The organism is Methylovorus glucosotrophus (assembly GCF_009858335.1).
Classification (GTDB): Bacteria; Pseudomonadota; Gammaproteobacteria; order Burkholderiales; family Methylophilaceae; genus Methylovorus; species Methylovorus glucosotrophus.
On sequence record NZ_VMSE01000001.1, the window covers coordinates 1,261,934 to 1,282,909 of the forward strand.

21 protein-coding genes are annotated in these 20,976 nt (G+C 54.0%); 15 read left to right on the forward strand and 6 right to left on the reverse strand.

Annotation, left to right across the window (positions count from 1 at the left end; all coding sequences use genetic code 11):
• Nucleotides 1-181 precede the first annotated feature (181 nt).
• From FNL37_RS05900 to FNL37_RS05920, 5 genes are all read left to right on the forward strand, one after another.
• The gene (locus tag FNL37_RS05900) at nt 182-712 is read left to right on the forward strand and encodes a glutathione peroxidase (RefSeq protein ID WP_041362196.1); all 531 of its coding nucleotides are present in this window, start codon (nt 182-184) and stop codon (nt 710-712) included.
• Between the two features lie 145 nt (nt 713-857).
• A complete protein-coding gene (locus FNL37_RS05905) occupies nt 858-1,871 on the forward strand; it encodes a serine/threonine protein kinase (RefSeq protein WP_159355484.1) in 1,014 nt (337 codons plus the stop codon).
• Between the two features lie 179 nt (nt 1,872-2,050).
• Nucleotides 2,051-4,354, forward strand: a complete 2,304-nt coding sequence (locus FNL37_RS05910; protein ID WP_159355486.1) for an FdhF/YdeP family oxidoreductase — start codon at nt 2,051-2,053, stop codon at nt 4,352-4,354.
• Nucleotides 4,341-4,613 (forward strand): hypothetical protein, encoded by a 273-nt coding sequence (locus tag FNL37_RS05915; protein WP_015830260.1) that lies wholly within the window; start codon nt 4,341-4,343, stop codon nt 4,611-4,613. Before FNL37_RS05910 ends, FNL37_RS05915 begins: the two co-directional genes overlap by 14 nt.
• A 93-nt stretch (nt 4,614-4,706) precedes the next feature.
• Nucleotides 4,707-6,122 carry an aminotransferase-like domain-containing protein gene (locus tag FNL37_RS05920; RefSeq protein ID WP_159355487.1) on the forward strand — a complete coding sequence of 472 codons (1,416 nt, stop codon included), beginning with the start codon at nt 4,707-4,709 and terminating at the stop codon, nt 6,120-6,122.
• 21 nt (nt 6,123-6,143) lie between these two features.
• Here FNL37_RS05920 and FNL37_RS05925 read toward each other — a convergent pair whose 3' ends face one another.
• Entirely contained in the window at nt 6,144-8,765 is a 2,622-nt protein-coding gene (locus tag FNL37_RS05925) for a bifunctional diguanylate cyclase/phosphodiesterase (RefSeq protein WP_244948214.1), read from the reverse strand.
• A 491-nt stretch (nt 8,766-9,256) separates the two neighbouring features.
• Here FNL37_RS05925 and FNL37_RS05930 point away from each other — a divergent pair, with 491 nt between their 5' ends.
• From FNL37_RS05930 to FNL37_RS05940, 3 genes are all read left to right on the forward strand, one after another.
• The gene (locus FNL37_RS05930; protein ID WP_159355491.1) at nt 9,257-10,594 is read left to right on the forward strand and encodes a PQQ-dependent sugar dehydrogenase; all 1,338 of its coding nucleotides are present in this window, start codon (nt 9,257-9,259) and stop codon (nt 10,592-10,594) included.
• Between the two features lie 46 nt (nt 10,595-10,640).
• Nucleotides 10,641-10,784: a DUF3096 domain-containing protein gene (locus FNL37_RS14065; RefSeq protein ID WP_013442439.1), complete on the forward strand. Its 144-nt coding sequence runs from the start codon at nt 10,641-10,643 to the stop codon at nt 10,782-10,784.
• A gap of 254 nt (nt 10,785-11,038) precedes the next feature.
• Nucleotides 11,039-11,455, forward strand: a complete 417-nt coding sequence (locus tag FNL37_RS05940; protein WP_159355493.1) for a hypothetical protein — start codon at nt 11,039-11,041, stop codon at nt 11,453-11,455.
• On the opposite strand, the gene FNL37_RS14070 is transcribed toward FNL37_RS05940, so the two are convergent.
• Together FNL37_RS14070 and FNL37_RS13895 are read right to left on the reverse strand one after the other, a co-directional pair.
• Complete coding sequence (locus FNL37_RS14070) at nt 11,439-11,570, reverse strand: hypothetical protein (protein WP_280526109.1); 132 nt, start codon at nt 11,568-11,570, stop codon at nt 11,439-11,441. The genes FNL37_RS05940 and FNL37_RS14070 overlap by 17 nt on opposite strands.
• A gap of 46 nt (nt 11,571-11,616) precedes the next feature.
• The gene (locus tag FNL37_RS13895) at nt 11,617-11,775 is read right to left on the reverse strand and encodes a hypothetical protein (protein ID WP_170291270.1); all 159 of its coding nucleotides are present in this window, start codon (nt 11,773-11,775) and stop codon (nt 11,617-11,619) included.
• A 91-nt stretch (nt 11,776-11,866) separates the two neighbouring features.
• Here FNL37_RS13895 and FNL37_RS05945 point away from each other — a divergent pair, with 91 nt between their 5' ends.
• From FNL37_RS05945 to FNL37_RS05965, 5 genes are all read left to right on the forward strand, one after another.
• On the forward strand, nt 11,867-12,640 hold the full coding sequence (locus tag FNL37_RS05945) for an alpha/beta hydrolase (protein ID WP_244948215.1): 774 nt from the start codon (nt 11,867-11,869) through the stop codon (nt 12,638-12,640).
• Nucleotides 12,641-12,824: 184 nt separating this feature from the next.
• Nucleotides 12,825-13,406: a biliverdin-producing heme oxygenase gene (locus FNL37_RS05950; protein WP_159355496.1), complete on the forward strand. Its 582-nt coding sequence runs from the start codon at nt 12,825-12,827 to the stop codon at nt 13,404-13,406.
• Entirely contained in the window at nt 13,396-15,588 is a 2,193-nt protein-coding gene (locus tag FNL37_RS05955; RefSeq protein ID WP_159355498.1) for an ATP-binding protein, read from the forward strand. The genes FNL37_RS05950 and FNL37_RS05955 overlap by 11 nt, the downstream gene beginning before the upstream one ends.
• Before the next feature lie 72 nt (nt 15,589-15,660).
• Complete coding sequence (locus FNL37_RS05960; protein ID WP_015830250.1) at nt 15,661-16,023, forward strand: response regulator; 363 nt, start codon at nt 15,661-15,663, stop codon at nt 16,021-16,023.
• 29 nt (nt 16,024-16,052) lie between these two features.
• Entirely contained in the window at nt 16,053-16,733 is a 681-nt protein-coding gene (locus FNL37_RS05965; protein WP_159355500.1) for a hypothetical protein, read from the forward strand.
• Nucleotides 16,734-16,782: 49 nt separating this feature from the next.
• Here FNL37_RS05965 and FNL37_RS05970 read toward each other — a convergent pair whose 3' ends face one another.
• The 3 genes from FNL37_RS05970 to FNL37_RS05980 all read right to left on the reverse strand — a co-directional run bounded on the left by FNL37_RS05970 (nt 16,783) and on the right by FNL37_RS05980 (nt 19,915).
• Nucleotides 16,783-17,508 carry a Crp/Fnr family transcriptional regulator gene (locus FNL37_RS05970; protein ID WP_159355501.1) on the reverse strand — a complete coding sequence of 242 codons (726 nt, stop codon included), beginning with the start codon at nt 17,506-17,508 and terminating at the stop codon, nt 16,783-16,785.
• Nucleotides 17,509-17,598: 90 nt separating this feature from the next.
• Nucleotides 17,599-19,167, reverse strand: a complete 1,569-nt coding sequence (locus FNL37_RS05975; RefSeq protein ID WP_159355503.1) for a peptide chain release factor 3 — start codon at nt 19,165-19,167, stop codon at nt 17,599-17,601.
• 52 nt (nt 19,168-19,219) lie between these two features.
• Nucleotides 19,220-19,915 carry an MBL fold metallo-hydrolase gene (locus FNL37_RS05980; protein ID WP_159355505.1) on the reverse strand — a complete coding sequence of 232 codons (696 nt, stop codon included), beginning with the start codon at nt 19,913-19,915 and terminating at the stop codon, nt 19,220-19,222.
• 103 nt (nt 19,916-20,018) lie between these two features.
• Here FNL37_RS05980 and FNL37_RS05985 point away from each other — a divergent pair, with 103 nt between their 5' ends.
• Nucleotides 20,019-20,333 carry an ArsR/SmtB family transcription factor gene (locus FNL37_RS05985; protein WP_159355507.1) on the forward strand — a complete coding sequence of 105 codons (315 nt, stop codon included), beginning with the start codon at nt 20,019-20,021 and terminating at the stop codon, nt 20,331-20,333.
• Between the two features lie 46 nt (nt 20,334-20,379).
• Nucleotides 20,380-20,808: a protein tyrosine phosphatase family protein gene (locus tag FNL37_RS05990; RefSeq protein ID WP_159355509.1), complete on the forward strand. Its 429-nt coding sequence runs from the start codon at nt 20,380-20,382 to the stop codon at nt 20,806-20,808.
• Nucleotides 20,809-20,976 lie beyond the last annotated feature (168 nt).

Here is a 20,976-nt window from a genome sequence, read left to right on the forward strand (position 1 = left end):
CAGCCAGCGTTTCTGCCTGGGCGTAATGAATTTCTGACGCTTCCCCAATGCCAAGTATCAGCCTTCATGGGGCTTATGCCATAATCCTGCCAGGTCGAGAGAACAAACCGCATAAAATGCAGTCACAAGAAGGGTGGTGCAAAGCGGTTTGCGCAGGCTTCATGAATCCAGTGAGAGAAAAATGAAATATCTAGTGGCAGTTTTATTGTGGGTGGCGAGCAATATGGCATATGCAGGAGGGTGTAACGAGCTTTACAACCATCAATTCAATACTTTGCAGGGCGAGAAGATCAACCTTTGCGACTATCAGGATAAGCCCATTCTGGTGGTCAACACCGCCAGCAAATGTGGTTTCACGCCGCAGTTTGAAAAGCTGGAGTCCATGTACAAGCATTACAAATCGCGTGGTTTGCTAATCATTGGCTTTCCTTCCAATGACTTCAAGCAGGAGTTGAGCAGCAACAAGGAGATAGGTGACTTTTGCAAGCAGACCTATGCCGTGCAGTTCCCGATGGTAGGCAAGACTTCTGTGGTGGGGCCGCAAGCGCATCTTTTCTACAAGCAGTTGGCGGCGATCACCAAAGAGCCCCCCATGTGGAATTTTTACAAATACCTGATCTTGCCCAATGGCGAGCAGGTGTATGCCTACAGTAGCGATGTTGAGCCTGAGGCCAGCCAGATCATGACCAAGCTGAAGCCTTATCTGAAATAACAATTCTGTGCATGGCGAGTGCAAAAAGGGGCTGGGTTCAAGCCCCTTTTTGTTTCCACTGCGTCCGCATGCACTTCTGGGTGAGCCGTTGCGCTACTGCAGACTTATAAACCCGCAACCTTGACCTGGGATGTAAAATGACGACATGAGCCATACACCCACATCCGCCGCCGAGCCATTTTCCGATCTTAGTCCAGACCTGGTGCTGGACGCGCTGGAAAGCCAGGGCCTGAAGACGGATGGCCGTCAGCTGGCCTTGAACAGTTACGAAAACCGCGTCTATCAGGTGGGCATTGAGGATGGTCAGCCGGTTGTCGCCAAGTTTTACCGACCCCAGCGTTGGGATAATCAGCAGATCAACGAGGAACATGCATTTTTGCTGTCTCTGGCAGAGGCGGAAATTCCTGCTGTGCCGCCTATTCAGATCAATGGCAAAACCCTGTTTGAGTACCGCGGTTATCGCTTTGCAGTGTTTGCACGGCGCGGCGGGCGCTCACCCGAGCTTGATCAGCCAGAGGTGCTGGAATGGATGGGGCGCTTTATCGGCCGTATTCATGCGCTGGGAGCGCAACAGCCTTATGTGCACCGCCCCACGCTGGATATTGAAAGTTTTGGCCGGGTGCCCAGTGAGTATCTTCTTGAGCATGGCTTTATCCCTGCGGACCTTGAGCAGCCTTACCGTGCGGTGATCCAGTTGGCGCTGCAAGGCGTGGCCGAATGTTTTGAACGGGCGGGCAGGGTGGAGCATATTCGCCTGCATGGCGACTGCCATATGGGCAATGTCTTGTGGACGGATGCCGGGCCGCATTTTGTCGATTTTGATGATAGCCGCATGGGGCCTGCCATTCAGGATTTATGGATGATGCTGTCTGGCAGTCAGGACGATATGCGTCGGCAGTTGCAGGCTTTGCTGGATGGATACGAGGATTTTTATGATTTCAACCCAGCCGAAGCGCATCTGATCGAAGCCTTGCGCACGCTGAGGCTAATCCATTACGCGGGCTGGCTGGCCATGCGCTGGAGCGACCCCGCTTTTCCGCGCGTTTTCAGCTGGTTCAATACCCAGCAATACTGGCAGGATCGCATTCTGGAGCTGCGTGAGCAGGTTGCGCTGATGCAAGAGCCGCCCATCCCCATTCAGCGCGGTGGCAATTTCTAGAGGTCTCTCGCTGGCCTGCGTTGTATATGGCCCATCTGTGCTGACAACTGTACTGTAAAAATTCCCTTTATCTGTGTCTGCCAATCCTGACGCGATGCCCATAGGATAACCATATCCAAATCCGGCTGCTGGCTTCTTAAACAGCCGAATCATCGAGTTAACAGGAAGTTTGCCCGCATATGTCAGATAACAAAGTTGTTCGCCATTATCCACACCCTGCTGCTGGCTGGGGCGCATTGAAAAATGTGGCTTTTCAGCTGGTAAATCAGCGCATTCCGGCGAAAGGTGTCATTACCTTGCTGTCGCAGAATCAGCCTGACGGTTTTGACTGCCCCGGGTGTGCATGGCCTGACAAAGAGCACACGTCTACCTTTGAGTTTTGTGAAAACGGCGTCAAGGCAGTTGCTGCCGAGGCTACTGCCAAGCGAGTCACCCCTGAGTTCTTTGCCAAGCACACGGTGGCTGAACTCATGGAGTGGAGTGATTTCAAGCTGGAAGACCAGGGGCGCCTGACCAATCCCATGCGCTACGACAGCGCCACCGACAAATACGTCCCGCTGGAATGGGATGAAGCCTATGCCATGATTGGCCGTCAGCTGAGTACGCTGTCGCATGCCGATCAGGCCGTGTTTTACACTTCTGGCCGTGCCAGTAACGAAGCGGCTTTCCTCTATCAGCTGTTCGGCCGTGAATTCGGTACCAATAACTTCCCGGATTGCTCGAACATGTGTCACGAGTCCACCAGTGTTGGCCTGCCGGAAATGGTCGGCATCGGCAAGGGCAGTGTGACGCTGGAAGATTTTGAGCATACTGATACCTTGTTGCTGTTCGGGCATAATCCGGCTACCAACCATCCTCGCATGCTGGGCGAACTGCGCGAGTGTGCTCGCCGTGGCGCCAAGATTGTCTCCATCAACCCATTGCGTGAGCGTGGCCTCGAAAAGTTTGCCGACCCGCAAAGCATCGTCGAAATGGTGACATTTGGCGGCACCAAGATCAGTGAGATTTATGTTCAACCCAAACTGGGTGGTGACCTGGCCTTTGTCAAAGGCATGATCAAATGCCTGATCGAATGGGATGATCAGGCGATTGCCACTGGCGGCAAACGCATCATGGATGTGGATTTCCTGCAGCAACATACGCACGGCTTTGACAATTTTGCTGCCGACATTCGCGCCGAAAGCTGGGAGCCTATCCTGGTTGAGTCTGGCGTCAGCCGCGAGCAGATTGAATCCGTGGCCACTATCTATGCCAATGGTGAGCGCGTGATTGCCACCTGGGGCATGGGTATTACCCAGCACAAACATTCCGTGGCCACCATTCAGATGATTACCAATCTGATGCTGTTGCGCGGCAATATCGGCAAGCCCGGCGCAGGCCTGTGCCCGATGCGCGGCCATAGCAATGTGCAGGGCAATCGCACCATTGGTATCTACGAAAAACCCTCCAACGCCTTCCTGGATAGCCTGGGCACGGTTTACAACTTTGAGCCACCACGCAAGCATGGGCATGACGTGGTGAGTGCCATCCGTGGCATGCTGGATGGCGACGTCAAGGTCTTCATCAGCCTGGGCGGCAACTTCTCGATTGCAACACCGGATACCGACCGTACCTGGCAGGGGCTGCGTAATTGCGACCTGACCGTGCAGATTTCCACCAAGCTTAACCGCACCAACCTGGTACACGGCAAAGATGCGCTGATACTGCCATGCCTGGGCCGCACCGAAGTCGACATGCAAGCTTCTGGCGCACAAGGCGTGACGGTAGAAGACTCCATGAGCATGGTGCATATCTCCTACGGCATGAACAAGCCCGCTTCGCCACATCTGAAGTCCGAGCCAGCGATTGTGGCCGGTATTGCCCATGCCACGCTGAAAAACAGCAAAACGCCATGGCTCTGGTACGTGGAAGATTACAGCCGCATCCGCAATGACATCGAGCGCGTGTTGCCGGATTTCGCCCAGTACAACGAACGCATCAAGGTGCCAGGTGGCTTCCGCCTGCCCGTACCTTCTTACGACCGCGTATGGCGTACTGCCACAGGCAAGGCCGAGTTCCGCGTGCATGCCATTCCCCGCGATCTGCCTATCCACAAGGCACGCGAGCAGTTTGGCAGCAAGGTATTCAACCTGATGACCACGCGTTCGCATGACCAGTACAACACTACGATTTACGGCCTGGATGATCGCTATCGCGGTATTTTTGGCGAGCGTCGCGTCGTATTCGTTAATAAGGAAGATCTGGTTGAGCATGGCCTGAAAGCCGGCGAATACGTTGACCTGGTGAGCGTATGGCAGGATGGCATTACCCGCCGCGCAGACCGCTTCCTGCTGGTGGAGTACGACATTCCCCGTGGTTGCCTGGGTGGCTATTACCCAGAGACCAACAATCTGGTACCGCTGGAAAGCGTAGCGGATATTTCGCACACGCCGACTTCCAAATCAGTACCGGTGATCATGGAGCCACATCGTGCAGCCGCTTAGGGTAGAAACGGCCCAGGAGGTCGAATACTTTCTGAGCGCCTTGCTTGGCGACATGCTGGCGGAGACGCAACGTGGCCGCAAGACCATTCCCATGGCTGCCTTATGCAAGCGTTTGAGCGTGCGCATGAGCACCTTACAGCGACACCTGACCAGTCTTGCCGAGCATGGTGTGGTGACGGTGCATTGCGATGATGCAGGCCGCTGGACCACCGAACTTACCGCCTATGGCATGGGCTTGTTCGACCAGCTTGCAGCCTGAGCCGGGCAGCGCAGGCTGCATGAAGTAAAAATCCCTGCCGGGCGGGCAGGGACTAGGGTATATTAAGCCGTCCCCGGCTACCCTGATATACCCATGAAGTTATACGTCACCGTCGCTACGCGCATCCGAGCATTAATCGATGAGAGCGTGCTTCGCCCTGGCGACAAAGTCTTTTCGGTACGTGAAGCGAGCCTGAAGTACAAGGTCAGCATCAGTACCGTCATCAAAGCCTACGAACTGCTGGAACAAGAGGGCGTGATCTACAGCCATCCGCAGTCTGGCTATTATGTATCCCAGCGTCAGCCACCATCGCGCAAACCCCATGCCGCTGCCGCCCCTGCGCGTCAGCTCACACAAGTTGAACTGGTATTGTCCACGCTGCGCTCCATACGCGAGTCCGGCACGATTCCCCTGGGCTCGCCTTTCCCAGACGCACAGCTGTTTCCGGTCAAGAAAATTCGTAATTATGAAAACGCCCTGAATGCCGATAATGGCGACTGGGGTGTGCTGAATGATTTGCCGCCCGGCAATGAAAGCCTGCGGCAGCAGATTGCCAAACGTTATCTTGATGTCGGCATGGATGTCTCGCCGCGCGATATCGTGATTACCCACGGCGCAACGGAGGCGATCAGCCTGTGCCTGCAGGCCGTCGCCAAGGCTGGCGATACCATCGCTGTCGAAGCCCCGGGTTATTATGCGCTGGCGAATGCTGTGGAGCGCATGGGCATGAAGGTGGCTGAAGTGCGCACACATCCGGAAGAGGGCATGGAGCTCGACGCCTTGCAGGCGCTGATGGAAAACGTGCAGATTGCCGCCGTGCTGCTGACCGCCAATTTCCAGAATCCACAAGGCTCGGTCATGCCGGATGCCAAGAAGCAGGCGCTGGTTAATCTGCTGGCGGCGAAGCGCATTCCGCTGATTGAAGATGATGTCTACCAGGAGCTGTATTTTGCCGATGCGCCGCCATTGCCGATCAAGGCCTATGACAAGGACGGACTGGTGCTGCATTGCGCTTCGTTTTCCAAGTCGCTTGCTCCCGGTTATCAGGTGGGTTGGGCGTTGCCGGGGCAGTACCGTGAAAAAGTGGAAAAGCTAATGTTCCTCAACAGCCTTTCCATTCCTTCCGCGCCGCAGATCGCCATAGCCAAATTCATGAAGCGCAGCAGCCATGCCCTGCATTTGCGGCATTTGCGCCACATGCTGAAATCCAACTACGTGTTGATCAAGGCAGCGGTGGAGGCGCATTTTCCTGCGGGCACCCGTATTTCGCACCCCGGCGGCGGTTATGTGGTCTGGCTGGAGTTGCCTGTAGGAGTGGATGCTCTGGATCTTTACGGCTTATGTATTGCGAAAGGGATCTCGATTGCGCCTGGCGCCTTGTTTAGCCGTCGGGGAGAGCTGCGCAATTTCATTCGGCTTAATTTCAGTCATCCCTGGACACCGACGATAGAGCAGGCGGTGAAAGAGGTAGGCACACTGGCGCGTGGCCTGCTGGCTGCACAGCCTTAAGCTTTACTGTTGCCGCTGAGCTTAAAACGCCAGCGTTTCAAATTTATCGGCTGGGACGGCGGGCGAGAACCAGTAACCTTGGCCGTAATCACAACCCGCCGCTTTCAGCAGGGCACATTGCTCTTCCGTTTCTATGCCTTCTGCGATCACGCTCAAACCCAGCTTGTGCGCCATGGCGATGATGGATTCACACAGTGCGAGATCGTCTGGCTGCGTGGAGATATTGCGCACAAAGGATTGGTCGATCTTGATGTAATCAATGTCAAACCGGCGCAAATAAGCCAATGAAGAGTAGCCGGTACCAAAGTCATCCAGTGCCACCTGAATCCCGGCATCGCGAAACGCCAGCAGTTTTTTGGAGACATTCTGACTGGTATCCAGCAAAAGCCCCTCGGTAATTTCCACCACCAGGCTCTGACCCACCAGGCCTAGCTGTTTCATGTAATCCAGCCATTGGTCGTGCGTGGAGCTATCGTTCTTGAACTGCACAGGCGATTTATTCACGCTGATCTGGAAATGCGCCCCGCGCTGCTGCTGCCATTTCTTGACCTGCACCATTGCCTGCTCAAACACCCAGTCGCCTATCTCCATGATCAGGCCGGTGTCTTCGGCAATCGGAATGAATTCGGCAGGGCTCACCATGCCACGTTGCGGATGATGCCAGCGCAGTAGCGCCTCGGCCTTCTGTATGGTGCCGCTCGCCAGGTGAATAATCGGCTGGTAATGCACTTGCAGCTGCTGTTCCTGCAGCGCCAGTCGCAGATCATTGGTAATCAGCATTTTCTGGTGGGCAGCTTGCTGCATGGAGGGCGTAAAGTAGCTGATGCGATTCCTGCCGCTGGCTTTGGCTGAATACATCGCCTGATCCACGTTTTTGAGCAGATTATCGATGCTGTTGGCATCCGTTGGGTAGAGTGTAATACCCATACTGGCCGATACAAACGCAATATCTTCGCCCAGTTTGAAAGATGCGCTGAGCTTGCACAGGATGGCTTGGGCAATGCGGTCTATGCTGTTCAAGTCTTCCAGCTCGCTCAGGATAACGATGAATTCATCGCCGCCCAGCCTGGCTACGGTGTCGGTATCGCGCACGCAATGATTAATGCGGCGGGCGGCTTCTTGCAGCAACTGGTCGCCTTTGTCATGGCCAAGCGTGTCATTCACTTCCTTGAAATGGTCCAGATCCAGAAACAGCAGTGCGAGGGGCAGGGCAAGGCGGTTGGATTTCTTGATCTCCTGCGCCAGTCGGTCATAAAACATCCGACGATTGGGAAGCTCGGTCAGCTGGTCGAAGTTGGCTTGTTTCCACACCAGGCTTTCCGATTCCTTGAGCTTACTGATATCGGTATGCGTGCCCACCATGCGCAACGGCCGTCCATCCGCCGCCCAATCGACCACCATGCCACGTGCCAGTATCCATTTCCAGCTGCCATCCTTGCAAAGCAGGCGATGCTCATTGATGTATTGCGTGGTTTCCCCGTTCATGTACTTTTCCAGGTCGCTCAGCACTCTGGAGACATCCTCCGGGTGAATCCGCTCTTTCCATGCTTCCAGTTCGGGGCCCATTTCCCAGTCCTCCATGCCCAGCATGGTCTTCCAGCGTGAAGAGCGGATTACCTCATTTTTTTCGATATCCCAATCCCAGACGCCATCCCCGGAACCTTCCAGGGCGAATTTCCAGCGCTGTTCGCTCAAGATGAGATCCTTGTGCATGTCACGCATGGTTTTCAGCGTCTGTGTACGGTAGGCAAACAGCCGGCTGAGCAGATAAAGCAGCACGCTGACCGCGAGCCCCGCGCCGGCGATCAGGCTGGAGCGATGGCGATCCAGCGCTGCTTCGAAAGCGGGCTTGGAGGCAATATGCACACTCCACACGCGGCCATGTATTTCCAGATATCTGGAGGATTCGTAGCGAGGATTCTTGACCTTATCTGCGCCTGGCGTCTGGTAGACCGATAGTGCCCGGGACTCTGAAATATCCGTGATATGGATGGCAAGCTCTGAAATCTCCTGCTGAAATATTTCTCCCATCAGCGTCGCGATGTCAAAGCTGGAAAATACCCAGCCCTGAATATGATGTTCACGTTGGGCGATCGATTGATCCTGAATCCTGTTCGAATACACGGGCAGGATCATGTCTAGCGTCGCAATATTGGAAGCGCGATTTTGCCGCATGATGGGCGGGGTGATATGCGTTTCAGCATTTTGCATGGCTTGCTTGAAGGCAGTAAACCGGCTGGTGGGGGTCTTGATGTCTTGCCGGATACACGCATCACTGCCCGAGAAGGGCTGGCTGTAGACAACGGGGATATGGCGTTTCTCAATATCCAGCGTTGAAGTCTCTGCCAAGGGCTGGCCCACGCGCTTCGATGGGGGTAGGGGAGGTTCCAGGCCTGCAAAGGCCACACACAGCAGGCCTTGATGATTGTCCAGATTTTTCAGGCTGTCGGTATAGGCGAGAAACTCTTCTTCCTCGACCGAGTTGGAGGCTTTGAACAGGCTTTGCACCCCGCGCAGCATCCGATCCTGAACCGCAAGATACTGCTCGAGTTCGTTCACAACCAGTTGCGACTTCAGGCCAAACTCAGCTTCGAGTTTCAGAGACTCCTGTTCTCTGGTCTGATGCCAAAGCTGATATGTCACGCTGAGGCAAATCACCAAAATCAGCCATGGCCAGAGCTTCCCATCTCCTCCCCATGGTTTTATTTTGCCAATTTTGTGGAGCAATGACCTGTCTGACGCTTGTATGCCCATGCCAGTAAGTGATCTTCCCTCATCCTAGTATCCAGCTTTGTATATTGCTATAACGGCAAGTTTGTTCTTGTCTTAATGCTGGTCGATGTTATATGGGCACTTGCTTCAATCGCGCGGAACAGCGGCTTCAGGCGCAACTTGAGCTGTGCTCATTTTTATTATCATGCTGGCAATATAACGCTATATTCAGAGCAGAGGAATAGCGTACCTGTCGGTATAGCTAACAGATGGTTTGTTTGAATAAGGTTTGAGCGACGCCTGAATATCCTGCGTGTGTAGGAAGGGTCCTACATGTGTCACATGGCATCGCTGACAGGCGCTAATGCCATCGGGGCATATACTGACAGCATGTTTTATTTTGCAGCGTAAGGAATGATTGAATGTCAGCATCAAAGATTTTACCCATTAGCCTGATTGCTTTAGCCCTTGCCGGATGCGGCGATACAGCAAACCTTCCCGTCACCGATGGCATGGGCGCAAAGCCTGCCTTGCCAGCTCCCAAATCCACCTTGCTCCCCACGGTCAATGTCGCCAAGGCTGTCGGCTGGGATGGCAGTGCCAAACCAATCGCGGCAGAAGGGCTAGAAGTGCGCCGGTTTGCCAGCGGCCTGGATCATCCGCGCTGGATGTATACCTTGCCCAATGGCGATCTTCTGGTGGCGGAAAGCAATGCCCCGCAAAAAGACGACCAAACATTCAGCCTGCGGGGGTGGATTGCTGGCTGGTTCATGCAGCGGGCTGGCGCAGGGGTTAAAAGTCCTGACCGGATTACCTTGCTGCGTGATACCGATGGCGATGGTGTAGCGGATTATCGCAAGGTGTTTATCGAAGGCCTGCATTCCCCATTTGGCATGGCGCTGGTCGGCAATACTTTCTATGTGGCAAATGCGGATGCACTGGTCAAGTTCCCCTATACGCCGGGAGCGGATCATATTGAAGCCGCAGGTGAAAAGGTGGTGGATTTGCCTGCCGGCATCAACCATCACTGGACCAAGAATGTGATTGCCAGTCCCGATGGCAGCAAGTTGTATGTCACCGTGGGCTCTAACAGCAACGTGGCGGAGAATGGCATGGATATCGAAAAAGATCGCGCCGCCATTCTCGAGGTCAATCCGGAAAACGGGCAGTACCGGATATTTGCATCCGGCTTGCGCAATCCGAATGGCATGGCGTGGGAACCCCAAACGGGCGTTTTATGGACCGTGGTGAACGAGCGCGATGAAATTGGTAGCGACTTGGTGCCGGACTATCTGACCTCCGTCAAGGAAAACGCTTTTTATGGCTGGCCATACAGCTACTACGGACAACATGTGGATACCCGCGTGCAGCCTCAGGATGCCGAGAAAGTCAGCAAAGCAATCGTTCCGGATTATGCGCTGGGTCCTCATACCGCATCGCTGGGCTTGCTCGCTGCCAAGGGTAATACCTTGCCATCAGCCTATGCGGAGGGCATGTTCATCGGCCAGCATGGCTCTTGGAACCGTAATCCCAAGAGCGGATATAAAGTGATTTTTGTGCCCTTTGCCGATGGCAAACCTTCCGGCACGTCGCAGGATGTGTTGACGGGTTTTCTTAACGCAAATGAAGAAGCACAGGGGCGGCCCGTAGGCCTGGTGCTCGATCAGCATGGGGCTTTGCTGGTGGCCGATGATGTGGGCAACACCATCTGGCGCGTGACACCCAAATTTGTCACGGCATCCCAGGATGCTCAACCGTGATCCCATTTTGCCGTTGTTCAATTATCCACCTAGACAGGAGCGTGCGATGAATCTACACCTTACCCTTGGGCCCATTGTTTCTTTGATAGCCGGCATACTGATTCTCGTCATGCCACGGCTGCTGAACTACATTGTCGCTTTGTATCTGATCATTATCGGATTGATCGGCTTGTTGGGTACACCGCTTTAGTCATCGTCTTTTCTGAACCCCCAGTGCATAAGCTCTCGTATGCGCTGGGGGTTTGTTATTTGGTGCTGGCCTGCCGGCTTTTTCAGCCATTTGACGGAATACCGACACTAGCGACGATATGTCATGAGCGGCATACAGTTGATTTAAATCAGGATTGATTTAAATCAATGACTTGAGAGTGCTTTTGTATCCTTGTGGCTCGGGTATGAATCCTGCAGGGATAGTGTTGTTAATACTGAGTGATTTGATTCCCCATGAAAGAAATTTTGTTGGCTTACTGTTATATCGTGGAAGCCAAAAATGTAGACCTGACCCATATCGGCAACGAAATTCGTACTTATCGACGTTTTTTTATTGAGCAACAGATACGCGGCACCATGATATATGACGGTGAGTATTTTATTCACCTGCTGGTCGGTAGCCCCCTCAGCATCGTGAAAGCCGAACATACGATGGATGCGTTGCAAAAAGGCGTGCATAAAGAGATTCTGTATTACGGCAAGCTAGCGGATGCGGTGAATGGATTGAATCCGCTCTGGCAAGTCGGCTATATCCTCAATGATCAGGCAGAAGCCCCGGGGTATCTTGAAACCTTGCGTGACAGTAAGGGCAATATAGACGCCATCATGACCTGCTTTCAACAGTTGCAAGCCATCAGCGATACCATTTGACGCCTTGGTCTTTACTCACCGCTTTGTCTTCAATGCCGCTCCCGGCGGTCATTCCTGCATGAATCATGGTCTGAATACGGCCATCTATCGTCGATGTGATCTGGGCTACGCGCATTCTGGCTTTGCTGTGACTATCAACACAACAATAAATGGGGGCGACGCTAATATGGAGTCTCTTCCCTGTTGTTGGATACCCCCCCAACAATATTTCGGGCCTGCACCTGCAGGCCCATTTTTTTGCCTGAATTTTTTGTGGCAACACCGTTCTGAATCTGCTTTGGCTTGCTTTGCGTATATAGGGCAAGTTCTTCATTTTTCATTTCCTGCTCTCACTCGATGACCAAACGCACTTTGTTTGCTTTTATTGCATTGCTTTGCAGTGCCTGCTCGCCGGTTCGCTGGATGAATGCCATGATTCCATCCAGCGGCTACCGTCTTCAGCCGGATATTGTGTATCAGCAGAGCCATGGCAATGCGCTCGATGTCTATGTTCCCGCTCACGGCCAGAGTCGTGCGGTAGTGGTGTTTTTTTATGGTGGCAGCTGGGAGTCCGGGCGGCGGCAGGACTATCGCTTTGTTGCCGAAGCATTGACGGCGCGAGGGTATAGCGTCGTTATTCCGGACTATCGGAAATACCCTGAAGTCGTTTTTCCGGCATTCGTCGAAGATGCGGCGGCGGCAGTGGCGTGGGTGCATAGGCATATTGCGGAGTATGGTGGCGACCCCGGGCGCATATTTGTAGCCGGGCATTCTGCGGGGGCCCATATTGCCGCCTTGCTGGCGCTTGATCCCACATATCTTCAGGCACAGGCCATGTCGCCTATGGATCTGCGAGGCATTATTGGTCTGGCGGGCCCTTATGATTTTCTGCCCTTGCAGACGGCCAGGTTGAAGGCTGTTTTTCCTGGGGAGCACTTGCAATATCTGGCGCAGCCAGTGAATGTGCTGCAGCCACCGAATCCGCCTGTGCTGTTGCTGGTGGGGCGCAAGGATGAGACCGTACTTCCACGTAATAGTGAGAGCCTGGCCCAGCATATCCAGAAAGCAGGCGGCAGGGTGGAGTTGTGCTACTTTGAGAACGAAGGGCACATAGGCATGGCGCTGCGGCTGGCGCGACCGTTTCAGGGGGACGGGCGTGTAGTGCAAGCGATAGGGGAGTTTATTGATCGGGAAACCGCTTTCTGATCATCCGTTACCCGCGTGTTTATTGAATTCCCACTTGATCGTTAGTCCGAATGCACTATGTCAAATGACATATCGGACAATTCCTACTTTCCCTATAATTATCCAAAAAATAACAATTCAAAAAACAGGAAAGGCTACATGCTTGACGGTCTCTGCCCGCAGTAAGAATGGAGTCTCTCAGCTGATGCAGCGTTTGCGTACCGCCACGCAGCCCTTGCATCGCGAGTTGGATGCTCGCCTCCGCATATCGGCTCCACAGGCTGCCTATGCTGATGTGCTGGATCATCTCGGCCTTTTTCATGCCTGGCTGCTGCAAATGCTTCCCCAGATACATGCCATGCCTGATTCCTTGCCTGCGCATGTCGCCGAATCCAACCTGCGCAGATTGCGTTCGCTTTGTGTTGATCTGGAACTGCCTGCTCCCGCGCACATGCATGTTGATCCGTCGCCAGCCCTGCCAGTATCTGCCGCGTCGCTCACAGGCTATCGCTGGGGCATGCAGTACGTGATTGAAGGCTCCATGCTCGGCGCTATCGCGCTATACCCACGCATCGCGCAAATCGCCCCTGATCGCATACCGCATTTCTTCAGGCTGGCACTTAGCCATGGGCGCACGCCATGGCAGACCTTTGCCCATGCCCTGGATAATCAATGCCTGGATGAGGCGGGCGAGACAGCCGCCGAACAAGGCGCACGCGATGCCTTTGCCTTGTGTTTGAAAATCTATCACCCATCTGCTCTCGTTCAGGCTAGCCATGCAAATTAGTGTCAATTTGCAGAATTGCGATCAGGAGCCCATTCATCTGGCGGGCGCCATTCAATCTTATGGCGCCTTGCTGGCGTTTGATCTGGACGGCACCTTGCAATATTGCAGCGAGAATGCCGCAGAGTTTCTGGGCGATGTGCCGATGCTGGGGCAGTCCTTGCAGGCGCACCATCTGTCAAAGCTCACCGGCGCGTCCTCATTGATTTCAGACTATCTCGTATCGCAGCAAAACACCCGGGTATGCCATATACACACGCCGCATGGGGTATTTGAACTGATGCTGCATGTGGCAGCAGGCGATATGGTGGTGGCAGAAATTGAGCCGGTTCTGGCTGGCTCTGATCAGCATGTGTTTTTTTCCACGCATTTTCAGCAGTTATTGAATGATCTGCGGGACCAGACCGATATTGAAACTCTTTTGCAGCGCGTCACCGACCACTACCGGGAGTTGACGGGGTTTGACCGGGTCATGGCCTATCGCTTTCGCCAGGATGGCAGTGGCGAAGTTGTCGCCGAGGCTCGTCATTCAAGCCTGGAGGATTGGCGTGGTCGACGCTATCCTGCGGCGGATATTCCGCAACAGGCCAGGCGTCTGTATTTGCTGAATACCCTGCGGCTGATTGCCGACGTGGATGAGCCGCCGGTCACCTTGTTGCAGAGGCCCGGCATGCCGCCGCTGGACATGAGTTTTTGCCAGCTGCGTAGCGTCTCACCTATCCATATTGAATATTTGCAGAACATGGGGGTTGCTGCCTCCATGAGCATTTCGATTGTGATTGATGGGCAGCTGTGGGGCATGATTGCCTGCCATCACATGCAGCCCCATCGCATCAGCCGTGAAGTGCGTATGAGCTGCCATATGCTGGGCACCATACTCTCTTCTGAAATACAGCGCCTGCAAGCCGTTGAAGCGCATACCCGTCGTGAACAGGTCGCCGAATTGCGTGTGACCCTGTTGCCAGCACTGATGGACGCTGAAGATTTTGGTAGCCAGCTCCGCAGTGCGATCGGGGACATGGCAGGCTTGATCCCCTCGGATGCAGCCGTGATCAGTTACGATGGCAAAAGCGCCGTCACTGGTGACGTCCCCGAGGCATTCATACGGGCCTGGCTATTCTGGCTGAATCAGTCGCTGCCCGATGTATATGCCACCCACAAGGTCGAAGATGTCCCCGCCAATCTGCGTTCGGTCATGGGCGATATCTGCGGTGTCATGGCAATCTCGATCGATAAGGTGCACAAGAGCTGGCTGCTGTTTATCCGGCGCGAACTCATCCATACCATACGCTGGGGCGGCAAGCCGGAGAAGCAATACAAGATAGGCCCCCTGGGACCAAGGTTGACGCCGCGCGGCTCCTTTGCAGAGTGGAAAGAGACCGTTCAAGGGCAATCTGAGGCCTGGAGTCCGCTGGATGTGGCCATGGCCCAGGAATTGCGTATGGATTTATTGAAAACCTGCAATGCCCATAATGCCCGCAACGAGCGTCACCGTATCCAGCTCATGGCCATGCTGGGACACGATCTGCGTGACCCGCTCAACTCCATCACCATGGCGGCGCAAATGCTGGAAATGCAGGACGGGGCGAGTTCGAACAAGCTGGGCGAGCGTATCAAGAATTCCAGCATGCGCATGAAGCGATTGGTGCATCAGGTGCTGGACATGAGCCGTTTGCAGGCCGGGCTTGGATTGCCGCTGGATATACAGCCTACCGATATATCGCTGTTGGTGCGTGACATGCTGGCTGAGCATGTCACCGCATATCCGGATATTCAGGTAGAGGCCGATATCCCGGACAACATAGAAGCGCAGGTGGATGCCGACCGTATTGCACAGGTGCTATCCAACTTGCTCAGTAATGCCCGTCACCATGGGCTGGCAGGCCAGCCGGTGAGGGTTTTGCTGAGTCGCGATACGGAGAAAGTTAACCTTCATGTGAAAAATGCCGGCCCAGAAATCCCGGCCGAGACGGTAGGCGTGTTGTTTGACCCCTTCAAGCGCCGGCAGGGAGTAAGTGAGCGTAACAAGTCTGGCCTGGGGCTGGGCCTCTATATTGCCCACCAGATCATCGCGGCCCATCAGGGGGATATTCGCTATGAACATGCAGAAGGCTATGTGAGTTTTATTGTGCATTTGCCGTGCACGATTCTGGGGGATGAAGCCGCGCAAAGAATTTCGCATTAGATTCAAAAATATTAAACTTATAAATGTAAAATATATATAAAATCAAACCGTTAGAATAGAACTGCAGGGGTCATGAAAAAAAGTATTCTGATTGTGGAAGATTACCCGGAAGCAGGGGCTACCTTTAAAGAGTTGCTGGAACTATTAGGGCATGAAGTGGAGTGGGTGGTGAATGGGCAATCCGCCATGCAAAAACTGAATGATGGGGCATTTGATCTGGTATTCATGGACCTGAATTTGCCAGATATGCATGGGCTGGTGTTGTTGAAGCAAGTGCAGGATAAAAGACTGGGGCCAAACACGCGATTTATCGCCGTCAGCGGACACTCAGCAAAAGATGCGGCAGCCGTCGAGGCGACCAAGGTATTTGATCATTACCTGGAAAAACCAATAGACCTCGCTGTGCTGAACCGCATTCTGAGCAGTACCGCTTAATCGCGGACTTTACGACGAAGGGATTAAGAATGACGACAACAATACAAGAGTCAGCATCGTCGCACACCCACTGGCAATTGGCTGGCATACGGCATCATGTATTCCTCAAGGTATTTTCGGTGCTGCGCCATAATCTGCTGGGGCCGATTTCTGTCAGCCGCATGAATCACTCCATCATGCGGCGCAATATTGAAAAAGATGTGCTTAATAAAGGCAAGACGCTGGAGCGTCTGAACAAGATAGACCTGCAACTGGAAGAAGCGGTATTGGGCATTCGCGCCCTGAGTATATGGGATGAATCCAGCGACAATGAAGCCTTGCCTGAGGATATTGTGGCGTCAGGCCTCAAGCTCATGTCAGGATTTCTGACCCTGCGCAATATCTCGGTTGAGCGGCTGCCAGAGGATACCGGCGTGGATTATGCCCTGGTGCGCGAATCGCCCTTTTTGTATGCATGGCTGGGCTTGTTGTGCTACATCGAAGATCATGCCCAGCAGCCTATCGATCTGCATATCCATTTTCAGGACCCCAGGCGCCTGGAGATTGTGATCACGCATCCCCTTTATGATGTTAACGCGCAGCGCCCAGTGGATGCTCCGAATGCCATTATTGACCGTGCGGCCCTGCAGCTATTGGCGGACGATGCCGATGTCGTGTTTGATATCGGCGCGCAGAGCATCAAGATGTCCTGGCTGACGAAAAAAGCCTAGTTTCAAGCCATTTGATCCGGGGCGCTGGCATGGCCCCGGAGGTATTGCATCAGCAGATCAGCGGTCTCGGCGTGATCGGTGATTCGAAGTAATCCGCCACGGTAGCCAGCGCTTTTTCATTCATGATGGTCAGTTTGCCATCCTGAATTCTATGCAAGCCAAGCTTCTCCAGTTTTTTCAATGACTTGTTGGTATGCGCCAGTGAAAGCCCCAGCGCATCGGCAACATCCTGCTGGTTCAGTGGAAACGGAATGACTTTGCCCGCTTCGGGGTAGAGCGCCCGATAACGCTTGAACACATGCAGAATCAGCATGGCAATTTTTTCCACGGCCGAACGCGCCCCGACATTCAGCAGATTGTCATCCACAATCTGTTCTTCATGCGCACAGATCCAGGTGATGTCATAGGCGAGGGATGGAAACGACTGGTAGAGCAGCCACAGCTTGTTTTTATCCAGCTCGCATAATTCGACTTCAGTAATCGCTTCCACACTGCTGGTGCTTTCGTCCAGCAGGTTTTGCTGCAGGCCAATCAGATCGCCCGGGAACATGATGTTGAGTATCTGGCGACGGCCATTCTTGAGGGTTTTGTGCCGGATAGCCCAGCCCTCAAGCAAGGTGTAGAGCTGGGCACTCGATGCCCGCTCGTTGACGATGGTTTTACCCGCTGGGAACTTGACGTTACGCAAGCGGATGCTCTTCATGAACTCCAACTCTTGCGCGGTGTTGGGTTTGAAAATATCCAGTTCGCGCAATCGGCATTTTTCTGCACACATGGTATTACCCCCTGATGATCTCTCGTATTATCAGTCGAGAGTTGAACGATGGTCCTGCTTAAACGGTAATGCTCAGCTAGCGTTCTGACATCAGAAAATTTCGCGGGTTTCCAGAAATTGAATGTCCGGGTAACGCTCTTGTGCCATCTGCAGATTGACGCGGTTAGGCGCCAGGTAAACATACTCGTTGGCACCATCCAGCGCAACGTTGAAGCCATACTTGTCGGCAATCGCCTTGAGATCGGCATCCGATCCGCGCAACCAGCGTGCGGTAGAGCAGTCGTAACTTTCAAATACCACATCCACGCCGTATTCATGCTCAAGGCGGTGGGCAACCACATCAAACTGCAAGGTACCAACAGCGCCCAGAATCAGATCATTGCTCATCAGCGGGCGAAACAATTGCGAGGCGCCTTCTTCCGCCAGCTGCTGCAGGCCTTTTTGCAGTTGCTTCATCTTGAGCGGATTCTTCAGTCGGGCACGGCGGAAAAACTCGGGCGCGAACGAAGGGATGCCGGTGAACTTGAGGTCTTCGCCCTCGGTAAAGGTATCGCCGAGCTTGACCGTGCCGTGATTGGGAATGCCGATAATATCGCCTGCCCAGGCTTCGTCCGTGGTGTTGCGGTCTTGTGCCATGAAAGTAATGGCATTATTCACCGCCAGCATCTTGCCGCTGGCGACCTGCTTGATTTTCATGCCGCGCTCAAAGCGGCCGGAACATACGCGCAAGAAGGCGATACGGTCGCGATGCTTGGGGTCCATATTGGCTTGTATCTTGAACACAAAGCCGGAGAACTTGGCATCGCCGGGCGCCACTTCACGGCTGGCCGTATTGCGGGGCAGGGGCGAGGGGGACAGCTCAACTACGGCATCCAGCAGCGATTGCACGCCAAAGTTGTTAATGGCCGAGCCAAAAAACACCGGGGTTTGCTTGCCGGAGAGATAGGCTTCTTTATCAAAGGTACTGGAAGCGCCACGCACCAGCTCAACATCAATGCGCAGTTCTTCTGCCTGCGAGCCTATCAGTTCGTCCAGGCGCGGATTATCCAGCCCCTGGATGGTTTCCGAGGTGCCTTTTTCGGCGTGCGGATCAAAGAAGGAAATGCTGTCGTTATAGAGGTGATACACCCCACGGAAGCTTTTGCCCATGCCGATAGGCCAGGTCATGGGCGCGCATTGCATGCCCAGGGTTGACTCGATTTCGTCCAGCAACTCAATCGGCGCACGGCTTTCGCGATCCAGCTTGTTGATGAAGGTGAGGATAGGCGTATCGCGCATGCGGCATACATTCAGTAGCTTGATGGTCTGCGCTTCCACGCCGTTTACCGAGTCGATCACCATGACGGCCGAGTCGACGGCGGTAAGGGTGCGATAGGTATCTTCCGAAAAGTCATCGTGGCCGGGGGTATCCAGCAGATTGATCATGTGTTCGCGGTAAGGGAACTGCATCACCGACGACGTGACCGAGATGCCACGTTGCTTTTCCAGTTCCATCCAGTCAGACGTGGCATGGCGTGCGGCTTTGCGCCCACGTACTTCACCGGCGACCTGAATGGCGCCACCGAACCACAGCAGTTTTTCGGTGAGGGTGGTTTTACCCGCATCCGGGTGGGAAATAATGGCAAAGGTACGGCGGCGTTGAATCTCGGACTGGCTCATGACAAGGGCAAAAGGCGTGAAGAAAGATCGCCATTATACCCTGTCTTGCTGCTCAGCCCTGCGGTGCCACTTCTTCATCGACCCCGCAACGCCGGTTGGCCGGCACCGCGATATCGATCAGGCGCGGTTTGGGCAAATCGAGCGATGCCATGATCTCGATGAAAGCATCACGAGACTTGCCTGCCAACCGCGGATTGATGGTTTTTTCCTGCCCGATGCAGCTGACGCGGCGCCCCTGATAATCATGCCCGGGGTAGACCAGGGTTTCATCCGGCAGCGTGAAAAGACGTTGGCTGATACTGTCGTAAAGCACGCCCGCATCGCCGCCCTGGAAGTCGGTGCGTCCGCACCCATTGATGAGCAGTGAATCACCAGTAAATACGCGATCTTTCCACAGAAAAGACACGCTGCCGGGCGTATGGCCGGGCGTCGCAATCACCTGAAGCTGCTCGTTGCCAAGCTGGACGCTGTCGCCATCTTTCAGTTGCCGGTCTGCAGCGCTGGCACCGCATAAGGCGCCGACAGCGCTGCGCGAGCCTATGCGTTGGCGCAACTCACCGCCTGCCGTGATGTGATCGGCATGCACATGGGTTTCCAGCGTCCATGCCAGTTCCAGCTGGTGCTCTGCCAACAGGGCGAGGTAAATATCGATTTCGGTAATGACGGGGTCGATCAGCAGGGCTTGATCGCCATCGGTAATCAGATAGGTATAGGTAGAGGAGTTGGGCTCGAATAACTGGCGGAACATCACTTGCTCCTGATGAGGTGTCTTTAAAAAATACTAACACATATTATATGAAAATATATAATATTGAAGATTCAACTAACCCTATGATTGGAAGCTGTATTTCATGTCCGTTGCCATTGATCTTCCTGCCATGCATCAGTCTGCGGAGGCGGCCAGTCGCCTGATGCGCATACTCGCGAATGCCGATCGCCTCATGCTTTTATGCCAGCTGACTCAGCAGGAGCTGTGCGTCAGCGAGCTTGAGAGTATGCTGGACATTCGCCAGCCTACGCTTTCGCAGCAACTCACCGTATTAAGGGAAGAAGGGCTGGTGACTACCCGTCGCGATGGCAAGAAGATTTACTACCAGATTGTGCCCGGCCCTGCGCTGGCGGTCATGCAGGTGTTGTATCAGCAATTCTGCGAAGCAGCAGGGTAGGGGGACTATTTTTCCGGCTGTTTGTTAACACTTAGGAGGAAGCATCATGGCGATTCATCCTGTAAAAGTAGACGACGCATTCAGTCATTGCACTCTGGTAATGGTGGACGATATCCCTGAGATTGGGGCGGCCGGTTATAAAACCCTGATCAATAATCGACCGGATGGTGAGGGTGGCGCCAGCCAGCCGACAACACCCGTGCTGCGGGCGGCTGCCGAGGCCGCTGGCTTGCAGTTTATTGCATTTCCGGTCATTCCCAATCAGATCACGGCGCAGCAGGTGGCGGAATACAAACATCTGATCGCCCATGCGCCGAGGCCCATATTGGGTTTCTGCCGGAGTGGCAACCGTGCCAGTACCCTGTATCTGCGGGCAAAAATGCTATATCCGCAAGATAAACAGTATGCAGGCGCCAATACGCCCAGCCTGTGGAGCAAAGCCACAGACTTTATCAGGGGTTTCTGGCACAAGTAATAAAGACCGATAAGCAGCAAGTCATCGGGTTGCGTCCGGGTGGTTTCTGCACCGCTTTCTCATCCGGTTCCTTCACTTATAACATGCGCTTTAACGTGATTGCGTGGCCCCAGCTTGTGCAGTAAAGCCTGGTTTCCAGGGTGTAAATGTCGCCTGTAACACAGCTTA